Annotated in this window: 10 protein-coding genes; 4 read left to right on the forward strand and 6 right to left on the reverse strand. The window is 59.8% G+C overall.

Annotation, left to right across the window (positions count from 1 at the left end):
- Positions 1-25: 25 nt before the first annotated feature.
- On the reverse strand, positions 26-2,173 hold the full coding sequence (fadB, locus tag ACM6IT_RS17450) for a fatty acid oxidation complex subunit alpha FadB (protein WP_414918404.1): 2,148 nt from the start codon (positions 2,171-2,173) through the stop codon (positions 26-28).
- Between the two features lie 513 nt (positions 2,174-2,686).
- Positions 2,687-3,124, reverse strand: a complete 438-nt coding sequence (locus ACM6IT_RS17455; RefSeq protein ID WP_056721993.1) for a hypothetical protein — start codon at positions 3,122-3,124, stop codon at positions 2,687-2,689.
- A 104-nt stretch (positions 3,125-3,228) separates the two neighbouring features.
- Here ACM6IT_RS17455 and ACM6IT_RS17460 point away from each other — a divergent pair, with 104 nt between their 5' ends.
- A complete protein-coding gene (locus tag ACM6IT_RS17460; RefSeq protein ID WP_007974054.1) occupies positions 3,229-3,669 on the forward strand; it encodes a universal stress protein in 441 nt (146 codons plus the stop codon).
- Positions 3,670-3,794: 125 nt separating this feature from the next.
- Here the strand turns inward: ACM6IT_RS17460 and ACM6IT_RS17465 are convergent, their stop codons facing one another.
- Positions 3,795-5,714, reverse strand: a complete 1,920-nt coding sequence (locus ACM6IT_RS17465; protein WP_056721991.1) for an ATP-binding cassette domain-containing protein — start codon at positions 5,712-5,714, stop codon at positions 3,795-3,797.
- 215 nt (positions 5,715-5,929) lie between these two features.
- On the opposite strand from ACM6IT_RS17465, the gene ACM6IT_RS17470 reads away from it, so the two are divergent.
- Positions 5,930-7,858, forward strand: coding sequence for a transglycosylase SLT domain-containing protein (locus ACM6IT_RS17470; RefSeq protein ID WP_056721990.1), 1,929 nt, complete (start codon positions 5,930-5,932; stop codon positions 7,856-7,858).
- Positions 7,859-7,912: 54 nt separating this feature from the next.
- Here the strand turns inward: ACM6IT_RS17470 and ACM6IT_RS17475 are convergent, their stop codons facing one another.
- Entirely contained in the window at positions 7,913-8,956 is a 1,044-nt protein-coding gene (locus ACM6IT_RS17475) for a Fic family protein (protein ID WP_414918405.1), read from the reverse strand.
- Between the two features lie 68 nt (positions 8,957-9,024).
- The gene (locus ACM6IT_RS17480; protein WP_414918406.1) at positions 9,025-10,791 is read right to left on the reverse strand and encodes an ABC transporter transmembrane domain-containing protein; all 1,767 of its coding nucleotides are present in this window, start codon (positions 10,789-10,791) and stop codon (positions 9,025-9,027) included.
- A 260-nt stretch (positions 10,792-11,051) separates the two neighbouring features.
- Here ACM6IT_RS17480 and ACM6IT_RS17485 point away from each other — a divergent pair, with 260 nt between their 5' ends.
- Positions 11,052-11,231, forward strand: a complete 180-nt coding sequence (locus tag ACM6IT_RS17485) for a PA1571 family protein (protein ID WP_046041374.1) — start codon at positions 11,052-11,054, stop codon at positions 11,229-11,231.
- Between the two features lie 190 nt (positions 11,232-11,421).
- On the opposite strand, the gene pdxB is transcribed toward ACM6IT_RS17485, so the two are convergent.
- The gene (gene pdxB / locus ACM6IT_RS17490; protein WP_414914691.1) at positions 11,422-12,564 is read right to left on the reverse strand and encodes a 4-phosphoerythronate dehydrogenase PdxB; all 1,143 of its coding nucleotides are present in this window, start codon (positions 12,562-12,564) and stop codon (positions 11,422-11,424) included.
- A gap of 282 nt (positions 12,565-12,846) precedes the next feature.
- On the opposite strand from pdxB, the gene ACM6IT_RS17495 reads away from it, so the two are divergent.
- Positions 12,847-14,256 carry an MATE family efflux transporter gene (locus ACM6IT_RS17495; protein ID WP_056722306.1) on the forward strand — a complete coding sequence of 470 codons (1,410 nt, stop codon included), beginning with the start codon at positions 12,847-12,849 and terminating at the stop codon, positions 14,254-14,256.
- The last annotated feature ends 26 nt before the right edge of the window (positions 14,257-14,282 follow it).

Genomic DNA, 14,282 nt, shown 5'->3' on the forward strand with positions numbered 1-14,282 from the left:
TCACTCTCACTCTAGTTGGGGGCGCTTAACCGAAGAAGCTCTGGCCGTTCTTGGCCATTTCGCGCAGCTTCGCGGTCGGGTGGTACAGCGCGCCCAAGTCAGCGTACTGGTCAGCCAGGGCAACGAACTCTGCCACACCGATCGAGTCGATGTAGCGCAGCGCACCGCCACGGAATGGAGGGAAACCAATACCGTAGACCAGACCCATGTCGGCTTCGGCAGCGGTTTCGACGATGCCGTCTTCCAGGCAACGAACGGTTTCCAGGCACAGCGGGATCATCATCCAGTTGATGATGTCTTCGTCGGTGACTTCGCGCTGTTCAAAGACGATCGGCTTGAGCACTTCCAGTACCGAAGGATCGGCGACTTTCTTCTGCTTGCCCTTCTTGTCGGTCTCGTAGGCGTAGAAACCCTTGCCGTTCTTCTGGCCCAGGCGCTTGGCTTCGTAGAGCACGTCAACGGCCGAACGACGGTCGTCTTTCATGCGGTCCGGGAAGCCTTCAGCCATCACGTCACGACCGTGGTGACCGGTGTCGATGCCGACCACGTCCATCAGGTAGGCCGGGCCCATAGGCCAGCCGAACTTTTCCATGACCTTGTCGATACGGACGAAGTCCACACCGGCGCTGACCAGCTTGGCGAAACCGCCGAAGTACGGGAACAGGACACGGTTGACCAGGAAACCCGGGCAGTCGTTGACGACGATCGGGTTCTTGCCCATTTTCTTGGCGTAGGCAACGGTGGTGGCAACCGCCAACTCGCTGGACTTCTCGCCACGGATCACTTCCACCAGCGGCATCATGTGCACCGGGTTGAAGAAGTGCATGCCGACGAAGTTTTCCGGACGCTTGAGGGCCTTGGCCAGCAAGGTGATGGAAATGGTCGAGGTGTTGGACGCCAGAATGGTGTCCTCCTTGACCTTGTCTTCGACTTCAGCCAGTACCGCTTGCTTGACCTTGGGGTTCTCGACGACCGCTTCCACCACCAGGTCCACGTGACCGAAATCACCGTAGGACAGGGTTGGACGAATGCCGTTGAGCACTTCAGCCATTTTCGCGGCGGTCATGCGACCTTTATCAACGCGGCCAACCAGCAGTTTGGCGGCTTCGGCCAGACCCTGCTCGATACCGTGCTCGTTGATGTCCTTCATCAGGATCGGCGTGCCTTTGGAAGCCGACTGATAGGCGATACCGCCGCCCATGATGCCGGCGCCGAGTACGGCAGCCTGCTTCACGTCCTTGGCGATTTCGTCGTAGGCCTTGGCCTTTTTCTTCAGTTCCTGATCGTTCAGGAACAAGCCGATCAAGCTCTGCGCGGCAGAGGTCTTGGCCAGCTTGACGAAACCGGCAGCCTCGATTTCCAGCGCCTTGTCGCGACCGAAGTTCGCGGCTTTCTGGATGGTCTTGATCGCTTCAACCGGCGCCGGGTAGTTCGGGCCAGCCTGGCCAGCAACGAAACCCTTGGCGGTTTCGAAAGCCATCATTTGTTCGATGGCGTTCAGCTTGAGTTTTTCCAGCTTCGGCTGGCGCTTGGCCTTGTAGTCGAACTCGCCGGAGATGGCGCGCTTGATCAGTTCCAGCGCGGCGTTCTGCAGCTGCTCAGGAGCTACCACTGCGTCGACGGCGCCGACTTTCAGCGCGTCTTCAGGACGGTTTTCCTTGCCGGCGGCAATCCACTCGATGGCGTTGTCGGCACCGATCAGGCGCGGCAGGCGCACAGTACCGCCGAAGCCTGGGTAGATGCCCAGCTTGACTTCCGGCAGACCGATCTTGGCCTTGGTGGACATGACGCGGTAGTCCGCCGCCAGGCACATTTCCAGACCGCCACCCAACGCGATGCCGTTGATGGCAACAACAGTCGGGACGTTGAGGTCTTCGAAATCGCTGAAAATCTTGTTGGCTTCGAGGTTGCCAGCAACAAGTTCTGCATCCGGCAGCTTGAAGTTGTCGACAAATTCGGTGATGTCGGCGCCGACGATGAACACGTCCTTGCCACTGCTGACGATCACGCCCTTGATCGAAGCATCTGCCTTGATGGTGTCTACGGCCTGACGCAGTTCGTTCAGGGTTAGACGGTTGAACTTGTTGACGGACTCACCCTTGAGGTCGAACTTCAGTTCGACGATGCCACTTTCAAGAGCCTTAACCGTGATGGCTTTACCTTCGTAAATCATCAACTGATCTCCACGATATGGAAGCTGAACAGTACACGTCGGACGCAGGCGAACGGCTTGGCAGGGACGTTGATCGTCAATGCTACGCCCATTCCCCCGGCACACCCGCCAACGCGATAGTCGGGATTCTGTAGGAGCGGTCTGAAATACAAACGCTCAATTCATACGCCCGTTTGATTTGGGTATGTCACCTTCACGGAATTTCCGACAATTGTCAATCGCCCAAAACACGGGTTGAAACGCGACTTTCCGGTCATATCCGTACTGCGAAGACCTTAAACACGCCGAAACATGCAAGGTCATTCATAGAATCAATTGTTAGAAAATTCGCCCTAATTCGCTGCAGCCCGTGTTTAACAAGCTACGCTGGCGAAACCTGGAGGAAAATTGTGAACGCTTTTGGCGAATGCCCAGCGTAAGATCAGCCAACACCGATTACCGGCCTGCCTGGCCAACCCGCCCGATGATTTTGTCGGGCTTTTTATTGCCTGATGATTTTTACTGGCTGCGGTGTCAGGCCAGCGCCTTGAGGGTGGCATCGATCCGTTGCAAAACCTCGGCCTCGCCCTTCTCGCCCCAATACAAGGCGATTATTTGCTTGTCGGCCTCGACCTTGAAGACATTGCCTGGCAATTTTTCGAAATGATCGAGCAACGAACGATCTTCACAGATTTCCTGCCACTGATTGACCCAGACACCCGGTGATTTTTGCCAGTAACTCCAGCACGCCGGCTGACGGCCGCGCCGCGGACGATGGTACTGGGCGCAAGGGCTCGGCGGCTCCTGGCTGAGCCAGTGTGGCCACTCCTGAGGTGCCAATTGCATGGCCAGTCCGATGCGCCGGGCCTCCATCCGCAAGGCTATGCGCCCGCTCTGAACTCGCGACGGCCGCAACCATGCCAGTGGGCTCAGCACCACCAACAGGATTGACACCACTATCCAGACCGTCATATCTGTACTCCCGAATTTGAATGAGCCCATTGTGTCACTTTGGAACCAATGCGCTTGAAACCAGCCATACTTACCAATATTGCATCCCTCAGGAGGAGCACCTCATGCCCTACAACCATATTCTGGTCGCTGTAGATCTGACCGAAGAGTGCGACCCTGTGATTCACCGCGCTCGCGAACTGTCGGTGAGCAACGGTGCGAAATTGTCGCTGGTGCACATTGTCGAGCCGATGGCGATGGCCTTCGGCGGCGACGTGCCGATGGACCTGTCACAACTGCAACAACAGCAGTTCGATCAGGCCAAGGAGCGTCTTGACCGCCTGATCCTGAAATATCCGGAGCTCTCCAGGGAATACAGCCACCTGACCTACGGCCAGCCACGCCAGGAGATCCACCACCTGGCCAAGGAGCAAACCTGCGACCTGATCGTGGTGGGCAGCCATGGCCGGCACGGCCTGGCACTGCTGCTGGGCTCCACCGCCAATGACGTGCTGCACGGCGCGCCTTGCGATGTGCTTGCTGTACGCCTGCAAACCAAAAGCTGACAACACAAATCATTGTGGGAGCGGGCTTGCTCCCACATTGGATCTACGGCAGCCCGCAGATCGCATTGCATATGAAAAGCCCGGCGTTCATCACTGAGCGCCGGGCTTTTTTATTGCAGGATCAATCAGGCATCCAGCTCGGCCCAACGCTCGACCATGATGTCGAGCTCAGCCTGCAATTGCTCCAACTGAGCAATCACCGCTGCCGTTTCGGCCGCAGGACGCTGGTAGAAACCGGCATCCGCCATCTGCGCTTCAACGGCGGCAATCTGCTGCTCCATGGCTTCGATCTGCCCCGGCAACGCTTCCAGCTCGCGCTGCAACTTGTAGCTGAGCTTTTTCTTTGCCACCGGCGCTTCGACCGCTGCCGCAACCGGCGCAGGCTCGGCCTTCACCACCGCGGAGTTCAGGTCGGCCTTGCCGGACTTGCTCTCGGTCACGCCCAGCAGGCGCGGCGAGCCGCCCTGACGCAGCCAGTCCTGATAGCCACCGACGTACTCGCGAACCTTGCCTTCACCTTCGAAGACCAGAGTGCTGGTAACCACGTTGTCGAGGAATGCCCGGTCGTGGCTGACCATCAGTACGGTGCCGTTGAAGGTCAGCAAGACCTCTTCGAGCAATTCGAGGGTTTCGACGTCGAGGTCGTTGGTCGGTTCGTCGAGTACCAGCAGGTTCGCCGGCTTGCTGAACAGCTTGGCCAGCAACAGACGGGCACGCTCACCACCGGACAGCGCCTTGACCGGCGTGCGGGCACGCTGCGGGCTGAACAGGAAGTCGCCGAGGTAGCTCAGCACGTGGCGGCTCTGGCCATCGATATCGATGAAGTCGCGACCTTCGGCCACGTTGTCGATCACAGTTTTTTCCAGATCCAGCTGATGGCGCAACTGGTCGAAGTAGGCGACATCGATCCGGGTGCCCTCTTCAACTTTGCCGCTGGTCGGCTGCAAGCCGCTGAGCATCAGTTTCAGCAGGGTGGTCTTGCCGGTACCATTGGCGCCGAGCAGGCCGATACGGTCGCCACGCTGCAGCACCATGGAGAAGTCCTTGATCAGGAACGGCCCGCCCGGGTGAGCGAAGCTCACATTCTCGAGCACCATGACCTGCTTGCCGGACTTGTCGGCGGTATCGAGCTGAATGTTGGCCTTGCCGGTACGCTCACGACGCTCGCTACGCTCGACGCGCAAGGCTTTCAGTGCACGGACACGACCTTCGTTACGGGTGCGACGGGCCTTGATGCCCTGGCGAATCCACACTTCTTCCTGGGCCAGGCGCTTGTCGAACAGCGCGTTGGCAGTGGCTTCGGCAGCGAGTTCAGCTTCCTTGTGCACCAGGAAGCTGGCGTAGTCGCCATTCCAGTCGATCAGGCCACCGCGATCCAGTTCGAGGATGCGGGTTGCCAGGTTCTGCAGGAAAGAACGGTCGTGCGTGATGAACAGCACGGCGCCCTGGAAATCCTTCAGCGCTTCTTCAAGCCAGGCGATGGCACCGATGTCCAGGTGGTTGGTCGGTTCGTCGAGCAGCAGCAGGTCCGGCTCGGACACCAGGGCCTGGGCCAGCAGGACGCGACGACGCCAGCCGCCGGATAACTCGGCGAGGGTCTTGTCGGCCGGCAGTTGCAGGCGGCTCAAGGTGCTGTCGACGAGGGTCTGCAAACGCCAGCCATCGCGGGCTTCGAGGTCGTGCTGGACGTGCATCAGTTTGTCCAGATCGGCGTCGGTGACGATGTTCTGGCTCAGGTGGTGATATTCGGCGAGCAAGGCGCCAACACCATCCAGGCCTTCGGCCACTACGTCGAACACTGTCCGCTCGTCGGCCACCGGCAATTCTTGCGGCAATTCGCCGATCTTGAGCCCGGGTGCGCGCCAAACGGAGCCGTCATCGGGCTTCTGGTCGCCCTTGACGAGCTTCATCATGCTGGACTTGCCAGTGCCGTTGCGGCCGATGATGCACACCCGCTCACCACGGGCGATCTGCCAGGACACCTTGTCCAACAACGGCATAGCGCCGAAAGCAAGGGACACATCGCTGAATTTGAGCAGGGTCATGAGCTTCTCCAAAAACCGGGCGCGCATTCTACCTGACTTGAGGCTTCAGAAGGCCGGCAATTTCACTCTCGCAGCACTCTGAAGGACAAATGTTGCGAACTGATGCGGTAAGACCCGCAAAGCTTTCACCGGCTGCTGGCAAAAGGCTAAGCTACAGACAATTCAGCGCGGGCCTGGCCCGCGCTTGTCATGATTTTTCTCTGCCCGGACGTCTCATGCGCAGTCGCCTTTTCAATCTTTTATCTGCTTTTTTACTGTCTGCCGCTGCCGTTCAATCCGCCCAGGCGGTGGACCTGTCCACCCAACGCCAGTATTACGATGAAGCCAAGCGCGCCCTGGCCAAGGGCGATAGCGGCCCGTATTTCCGTTACAGCCAGGCCCTCGCCGATTATCCGCTGGAACCCTACCTGGCGTACGACGAGCTGACCGCGCGCCTGAAAACCGCGAGCAACGCCGAAATCGAGAAATTCCTCGCCGAACACGGCGACCTGCCCCAGGCCAACTGGATGAAGCTGCGCTGGTTGCGCTGGCTGGCGGACCGGGGAGACTGGGCGACCTTCGTCAAGTATTACGACCCGAAAATGAACTTCACCGAACTGGACTGCCTGAATGCGCAGTACCAGATCAGCCACAACCTCAAGGCCGAAGGTTATGCCAACACTGAAAAGCTCTGGCTGACCGGCAAATCCCAGCCCGAAGCCTGCGATGCCCTGTTCGGCATGTGGGCCGCCGATGGCCAGTTGACCGAGCAAAAACGCTGGGAACGCGCGAAACTCGCCGCCCAGGCGCGCAACTATCCGCTGGCCAACAGCCTGGTCAATGGCATGACCACCCTCGCACCTCGCGGTCGCTTGCTGGTGGACGTGGCGCAGAAACCGGAACTGCTCAACCAGCCGTCACGCTTCGCCCCGGCCGATGAAGCCATGTCCGACGTGGTCAGCCTCGGCCTGCGCCGCCTGGCTCGCCAGGATCCGGACAGGGCCATGAACCTGCTCGACGGTTACGCCAGCAGCATGCATTTCTCCCGGGATGAAAAAGTCGCGATCGCCCGGGAAATCGGGCTGAGCCTCGCCAAACGTTTCGACGGTCGTGCCCTGGACGTCATGACCAAATACGATCCGGAACTGCGCGACAACACGGTTTCCGAATGGCGCCTGCGCCTGCTCCTGCGCCTGGCGCGCTGGGACGATGCCTACCAGTTGACCCGCCGCCTGCCCCAGGACCTGGCCACCACCAACCGCTGGCGTTACTGGCAGGCCCGCAGCCTGGAACTGGCGCAACCGCAGAATCCGGAAGCGCAGACACTCTATAAAAACCTGGCCCGCGAACGCGACTTCTATGGCTTCCTCGCCGCCGATCGCTCACAGTCGCCCTACTCGCTGCTCAACAAACCGCTGGTACTCAGCCAGGCCACCATCAACAAGGTGCGCAACACTCCCGGCGTGCGTCGCGCCCTTGAACTGCACGCTCGCGGGCAAATTGTCGACGGTCGCCGCGAGTGGTACCACGTCAGCCGCCACTTCAGCCGCGACGAGATGGTCGCCCAGGCCAAACTGGCCTACGACCTGAAATGGTATTTCCCGGCGATCCGCACCATCAGTCAGGCCCAGTATTGGGATGACCTGGATATCCGTTTCCCGATGGCCCACCGCAATACGCTGGTGCGTGAAGCGAAGAACCGCGGCCTGCATCCGAGCTGGGCGTTCGCCATCACCCGCCAGGAAAGTGCGTTCATGGACGACGCCCGCTCCGGGGTCGGCGCCTCGGGCCTGATGCAACTGATGCCCGCCACCGCCAAGGAAACCGCGCGCAAGTTCAGCATTCCCTACAGCTCGCCACAGCAACTGCTGGATCCGGACAAGAACATCCAGCTCGGCGCCGCGTATCTGAGCCAGGTGCACAGCCAGTTCAACGGCAACCGCGTCCTCGCCTCCGCCGCCTACAACGCCGGCCCCGGCCGAGTGCGCCAATGGCTGCGCGGCGCCGATCACTTGAGTTTCGACGTGTGGGTGGAAAGCATTCCGTTCGACGAAACCCGCCAGTATGTGCAAAACGTGCTGTCGTATTCGGTGATCTATGGCGAGAAGCTCAATTCACCACAGCCGATCGTGGACTGGCATGAGCGGTATTTCGACGATCAATGATTCAAATCGACCCGCAAAAAAAGCCCGCATCACAGATGCGGGCTTTTTTGTTGCTCAGAATTTCTTTGCCGACTTGAGCCGTGCGAAGACCTGTTTTCCAAGCTGGGTCAGGCGATACTTTTGTGCCGGACTACTTGGCGACTCAGGATGGGTCATCTCTATCCATTCGACCGCTAATGCAGGCCTGAGATAGTTAGTCCGAAAGGTCGCCTTGTGCACCAATCCGATGTCAGCCATCAATTCGCTGATCTTTCGCGGACCGTTAAGATGCAGCGCAGAAAGCAACTTCTCTACTGGGTCGCTTACTGGGTCGGTTACTGGGTCGATTTCTCGCTCACCCTGTACCGCCTCCGATAGTGCAAGGCTCATGGCTCGCAACATGAACTCTACGAAAGGCGTTGATTCGGCCAAATGATCGGCCGCCGACAATGCCGCGTAGTACGCCTCCTGCTGATCCCGAATCACGGCCTCAACCGGCAAATAAGATAATACCGGGCGCCACTGACTGAGTATCAGGGTTTGCCAAAGGCGTCCCATACGTCCGTTACCGTCAGCGAAGGGATGGATGAACTCAAATTCATAATGAAAGACGCAGCTGGTAATCAGCGGATGCCAGTCCGAGGCACCAAGCCACGCCAACAAATCATCAATCAAGTGCACAACGCGACTCGGCGGCGGCGCCATATGGATCAACTTATCGCCACGATAGATACCCACGCCGGTTCGACGAAACTGCCCGTATTCATCAATCAATCCGCCCATCAGCAATTCATGGGCACGCAGTAAATCGGTCCGGCTACTTGGCTGCCAATCAGGCATGGCTTCGTAAGCAGCAAACGCATTTCGTACTTCCTGGATTTCCCGAGGCAACCCCAGCACACGCTGCCCTGCCAGAACGGCAGTCACCTGCTCGATGCTCAGCGAATTGTTTTCGATGGCCAAAGAAGCCTGAATCGTTCGAATCCGATTGCCACGACGTAACTGAGGTGCCTGCAGGCGTTCGTCCATAGCCGTAAGCTGACCGATCTGTTCGCTGATATCGGCGATCAGCGACAACATTTTCGTCGTCAAGGTCAGCGGTGGTTGATAACGGCTCATATCCTCATCCGGGCTCATAACAGAGGACGACATAATGCCCGAACCGGGCGTCATTCATCAGTAGTCATTCATGCCGCTTCATGTCCATCACTAAACTGCAACGCCGCCAACCGCGCATACAACGCATTACTGGCGATAAGCTCCTGATGCGTGCCCACCGCTACCAGCTTCCCCTGATCCATCACTGCGATGCGATCGGCGTTTTTCACCGTGGCCAGGCGATGGGCTATCACCAGGGTGGTGCGGTTTTTCATCAGGCTTGGCAGCGCCTGCTGGATCAGGTGTTCGCTCTGGGCATCGAGGGCGCTGGTGGCTTCGTCCAGGAGCAGGATCGGCGCGTCCACCAGCAACGCGCGGGCGATGGCCAGGCGTTGGCGCTGGCCACCGGACAAGCCGAGACCGCCGTCCCCCAGATGAGTCTGGTAACCGTTGGGCATGCCTTCGATAAAGTCATGGGCGTAAGCGATTTTTGCCGCCTCCTGCACCTCGGCCAAGGTCGCCTGTGGATTGCCGTAGCGAATGTTTTCTTCAATGCTGCCGAAAAACAGCGCCGGGGTTTGCGACACCAGGGCGAAACAGCGGCGCAGGTCCAGCGGGTCGAGTTGAGTCAATGGCACGCCATCGAGCAGGATGCGCCCTTCGGCCGGGTCGTAAAATCGCAGCAGCAAGTCATACACCGTGGATTTACCGGCCCCTGATGGCCCGACCAGCGCCAGCGTCTCACCAGCATTGACGGTCAGGCTCAAGCCGTCGACAGCATAGCTTTGCGGCCGCGACGGGTAGGAAAAACGCACATTGTGCAGTTGCAACTGGCCTTCGACACGCTCGGGCAGTTTCACCGCGCCCGCCACTGGCGCCAGGATGATGTTTTCTGAGCGCAGCAACTCGGCAATCCGCTCGGCCGCTCCGGCTGCCCGCTGCAACTCGCCAATCACTTCGCTCAAGGTACCGAACGCGCTGCCGACGATCAGGCTGTAGAACACGAACGCCGCCAGCTCGCCGGCGGAAATCCGCCCGGCGATGACGTCCATGCCGCCGACCCAGAGCATCACCCCGACCGCGCCCAATACCAGCACGATCACCAGGGTAATCAGCCAGGCCCGCTGGAAGATGCGCTTGCGTGCGGTGTTGAACGCCTCTTCCACGGTCACGGCAAACCGGCGCTCGTCCTGGGCCTGATGGTTGTAGGCCTGCACGGTCTTGATCTGGCCCAGGGTTTCGGACACATAGCTGCCGATATCGGCAATCCGGTCCTGGCTCAGGCGTGAGAGGTTACGCACCCGGCGCCCGAAGATCAGGATCGGCGCGATCACCAGGGGCAAGGCAACCACCACGATGCTGGTGAGCTTGGGGTTGGTGATGAACAACAGGATGATCCCGCCGATCACCATCAACAGATTGCGCAGGAACAACGACAGCGAAGAGCCGATGACCGATTGCAGCAGCGTGGTGTCGGCGGTCAGGCGGGACTGGATTTCCGAACTGCGATTGTCTTCGTAAAACCCCGGATGCAGGTAAATCAGGTGATTGAACACGTTGCGGCGGATGTCGGCGACGCAGCGCTCGCCGATCCACGACACCAGGTAAAACCGTGCAAAGGTTCCGATCGCCAACCCCGCCACCAGCACCATGAACAGACCGATGGACTGATTGAGCAGGTGCGGTGACTGGGTCATGAACCCCTTGTCCACCAGCAGGCGGATGCCCTGCCCCATGGACAAGGTGATGCCGGCGGTGGCGATCAACGCCAGCAAGGCGCCAATGGCCTGCCAGCGATACGGCGCAATGAAACGGCTGGCCAGGCGAATGGCACGGCGGTGACGGGCAGAGAGCATCGTAATTATCCTGGACAAGGCAGTCATTAGGGTCAGCCTATACCGCTCAATGGGGTGGCTCGCTGCAAATCACAATGAGTCCGGTTGATTATGTCCACCAACACTAGAGGCTAGACGCTATTGGTCTAAAGTTCGGGTAGCCAGGCGAAGGCATTTCTGCTGGACTGGTTCTGTCCCCCCGGAAAGATCGCAGGGAGTTGTCATAGCCCGGTCACCTGGCGGTTCTACAGTGAGCTAACAACCTGATGAGGAGACAGGCCATGTCCTTGCAACACAGCAGCGATGACAAGATTCAAGTGATCCGCACGCAACCAGACCAGTCTCTGGGTTGCTCGATTATTGACGAGCAGGGTCGCGAAGTACCGATCACTGAAGAAATGATCCAGAAAGCTTGCAGCGAACTGGAAAAGCGATTGGTCAAACCTGCCGAACAAAAGTGATATAGCCACCGTCTTCTTGACCCGGCCCATTGTTGGCCGGGTTTTTTATGCCTGCTTATCCAATCCGGGACTGTGGCGCGCCCTTCGCGAGCAAGCCCGCTCCCACAGGGGATCCGGGTCGTACACAACATTTGTATCCAACGCGGCTCCTGTGGGAGCGGGCGTGCCCGCGATAAGGCCAATGCGGTCTTTAAACCAGTGTCGCTCCCAACGCCGCCACAATCCTCTGCAACTGCGGCGCATCCCCCTCGATCCGCACCTGCAACCCGTCGATCTCGCGGCGCGACGGGTATTGCTTGCGCAACACATCGAATGCCGCACGCTGCTCGCTGACACTGCCGACAAGGCTGCGACGGAAATCGGCATCGTCACGACGCGGGTCATACACGCCACGGCACAGCATCGCCAACGCCCAGGCCGGGTCGCTTTGGGCATTGAGGGTCACGTGCGAAAGCCACGGTGCCGGTAGCAAATCGCCCAGGCTGACGCGGGCCGGTTGCCCGAGGAAATCGCAATACGCCTGATAAATCTGCGCGGTGCCCCGCTGCTTGCCGTCGAGGCTGTAACCGGCAATGTGTGGCGTTGCCAGCACGCAGAGCTCGGCCAGCGCCACGTCGACCTCAGGCTCGCCTTCCCAGACATCGAGCACTGCTTGCAGGTCTTCGCGCTCCAGCAGCACATCGCGCAGTGCCGCGTTGTTGACCACCGGCCCGCGACTGGCGTTGATCAGCCAGGTGCCGGACCGGAGCCGGTTCAAGCGTTGTTCATCGAACAAGTGCCAGGTCGATTGCTGACCCTGCTTAGTCAATGGCGTGTGCAGGCTGATGACGTCGCACTCATCGATGATCTGCTCGAGGTTGACGTAATCCCCTCCTTGCGCCGCTTGCCGAGGTGGATCGCACACCAGCACTTTCCAGCCCAGGCCTTGCAGGACCTTGACCAGCCGCCCACCCACTTCGCCAGCACCAACCACCCCGTAAGTACGCCGGGTCAGGTCGACGCCTTCGATTTCGGCCAGGGTCAGCAGGCTGCCGAGCACATAGTCGACCACGCCACGGGCATTGCAGCCCGGTGCGCTGGACCAGGTGATGCCGGCCTGTTTGAAGTAATTCAGGTCCAGATGATCGGTGCCGATGGTGCACGTACCGACAAAGCGCACCTTGCTGCCCTCGAGCAGCGCGCGATTGACGTTGGTCACCGAACGCACCAACAGAACATCGGCCTGCTCGACCGTAGCGCGGTCGATGGCACGACCCGGTACCCGGCGGATTTCGCCGAAACCCTCGAAGAAGGCATCGAGCAGGGGGATATTTTCGTCGGCAACAATCAGCATGGCAGGCTCCTTTGGCGGATCGGCAGTTTAGGCGTAGATGCGGGTGGTGGGCCAGCGGGCATTGTTCACTTGTGTCTGAAGCGCAAGTTACTTTGTGGGAGCGGGCTTGCTCGCGAAAGCAGTGTGCCAGGCAACATTAATGGTGACTGACACTCCCCCTTCGCGAGCAAACCCGCTCCCACAGGTTTTGATTACAAATCGGTAACACGGGTCTTTTCCTGACTGCCGCGTCAACGCGTAGAATGCGCGCCTGTGCATCAATACCTTTTGGACGTTTCGCCATTGAATCCTGTAATTGAGAATACCGCCGCCATTGCTCCGGCGCGGACGACCCCCGTTCGCCTGGAGCTAAAAGGCCTGCTCAGCCTGGCCCTGCCGATCATGATCGCGCAACTGGCCACCACGGCCATGGGCTTCGTCGATGCGGTGATGGCCGGCCGCGTCAGCCCACGGGACCTGGCCTCGGTGGCCTTGGGCAATTCGATCTGGATTCCGGTCTACCTGTTGATGTCCGGCGTCCTGCTGGCCACCACCCCCAAGGTCGCGCAACGCTTTGGCGCCGGGCAACTTGACGAAATCGGCCCGCTGGTACGCCAGGCGCTGTGGCTGGCACTGTGTGTCGGGTTGATCGGCAGTGGCCTGCTGCTCGGCGCCGAGCCAATCCTGCACTGGATGAAAGTCGATCCGCAATTGATCGAGCCGAGCATGGGGTACCTGCACGGGATCGCCTTCGGCTTGCCGGGCATGGCGTTTTATTACGTGCTGCGCTGCTACAGCGATGGCATGGGCCGTACCCGCCCGAGCATGGTCATCGGCTTGTGCGGGCTACTGCTGAACATCCCGTTGAACTACACGTTGATCTATGGCCATTTCGGCGCACCGGCCCTGGGCGGCGTCGGGTGCGGTTGGGCCAGCGGCATTGTGATGTGGTTCATGGCGTTGAGCATGGCCGGCTGGACCTTCTGGGCCCCCTTCTATGCCCGCACCCGTGTGCTGGTACGCTTCGACCGCCCGAAATGGGCCGTGATCAAGCGTCTGGTCAGCATTGGCCTGCCGATCGGTATCGCCGTGTTCGCCGAGTCCAGCATCTTCGCGGTCATTGCCCTGTTGATCGGCAGTCTTGGCTCCACCGTGGTGGCCGGGCATCAAATCGCCCTGAATATCAGCTCGTTGCTGTTCATGATTCCTTATTCGCTGGGCATGGCGGTGACCGTGCGCGTCGGCCAGGCACTGGGAGCCGGTAATCCCTGGCAGGCGCGCTTCGCGGCGAAGGTCGGGCTCGGCGCGGCACTGGTGTTCGCGGCGTTCTCGGCGGCCCTGATCCTGCTCCTGCGCGAACCTATCGCGTCGATCTACACGCCTGACAAGGCCGTGATCCAGATTGCGTCGATGTTGATTGTGTACGCCGCGCTGTACCAGTTTTCCGATGCCATCCAGGTGATCTGCGCGGGTGCGCTGCGTGGATACCAGGACACCCGGGTGACGATGATCCTGACCTTGTTCGCCTATTGGGGCATCGGCCTGCCGGTCGGCTACGTGCTGGGACTGACCGACTTGTTCGGTCCGGCCAGCGGCCCGAGCGGGCTGTGGGAAGGTTTAATTGCCGGTTTGAGCTGTGCGGCGCTGATGCTGTCGATCCGCCTGACGCTCAGTGCGCGCCGACGGATTCGTAACAGCCGCTCGGCGGGTTGATTGCACAAACAAAAAGACCTGCTTTT

The sequence above is a fragment of the Pseudomonas sp. IT-P4 genome (assembly GCF_949767755.1).
GTDB lineage: Bacteria > Pseudomonadota > Gammaproteobacteria > Pseudomonadales > Pseudomonadaceae > Aquipseudomonas > Aquipseudomonas monachiensis.

What these genes read in the sequence shown, in the direction of transcription:
- fadB (WP_414918404.1), bottom strand. Translation starts at nt 2,173, where the DNA reads ATGATTTACGAAGGTAAAGCCATCACGGTTAAGGCTCTTGAAAGTGGC.
- ACM6IT_RS17455 (WP_056721993.1), bottom strand. Translation starts at nt 3,124, where the DNA reads ATGACGGTCTGGATAGTGGTGTCAATCCTGTTGGTGGTGCTGAGCCCA.
- ACM6IT_RS17460 (WP_007974054.1), top strand. Translation starts at nt 3,229, where the DNA reads ATGCCCTACAACCATATTCTGGTCGCTGTAGATCTGACCGAAGAGTGC.
- ACM6IT_RS17465 (WP_056721991.1), bottom strand. Translation starts at nt 5,714, where the DNA reads ATGACCCTGCTCAAATTCAGCGATGTGTCCCTTGCTTTCGGCGCTATG.
- ACM6IT_RS17470 (WP_056721990.1), top strand. Translation starts at nt 5,930, where the DNA reads ATGCGCAGTCGCCTTTTCAATCTTTTATCTGCTTTTTTACTGTCTGCC.
- ACM6IT_RS17475 (WP_414918405.1), bottom strand. Translation starts at nt 8,956, where the DNA reads ATGAGCCGTTATCAACCACCGCTGACCTTGACGACGAAAATGTTGTCG.
- ACM6IT_RS17480 (WP_414918406.1), bottom strand. Translation starts at nt 10,791, where the DNA reads ATGCTCTCTGCCCGTCACCGCCGTGCCATTCGCCTGGCCAGCCGTTTC.
- ACM6IT_RS17485 (WP_046041374.1), top strand. Translation starts at nt 11,052, where the DNA reads ATGTCCTTGCAACACAGCAGCGATGACAAGATTCAAGTGATCCGCACG.
- pdxB (WP_414914691.1), bottom strand. Translation starts at nt 12,564, where the DNA reads ATGCTGATTGTTGCCGACGAAAATATCCCCCTGCTCGATGCCTTCTTC.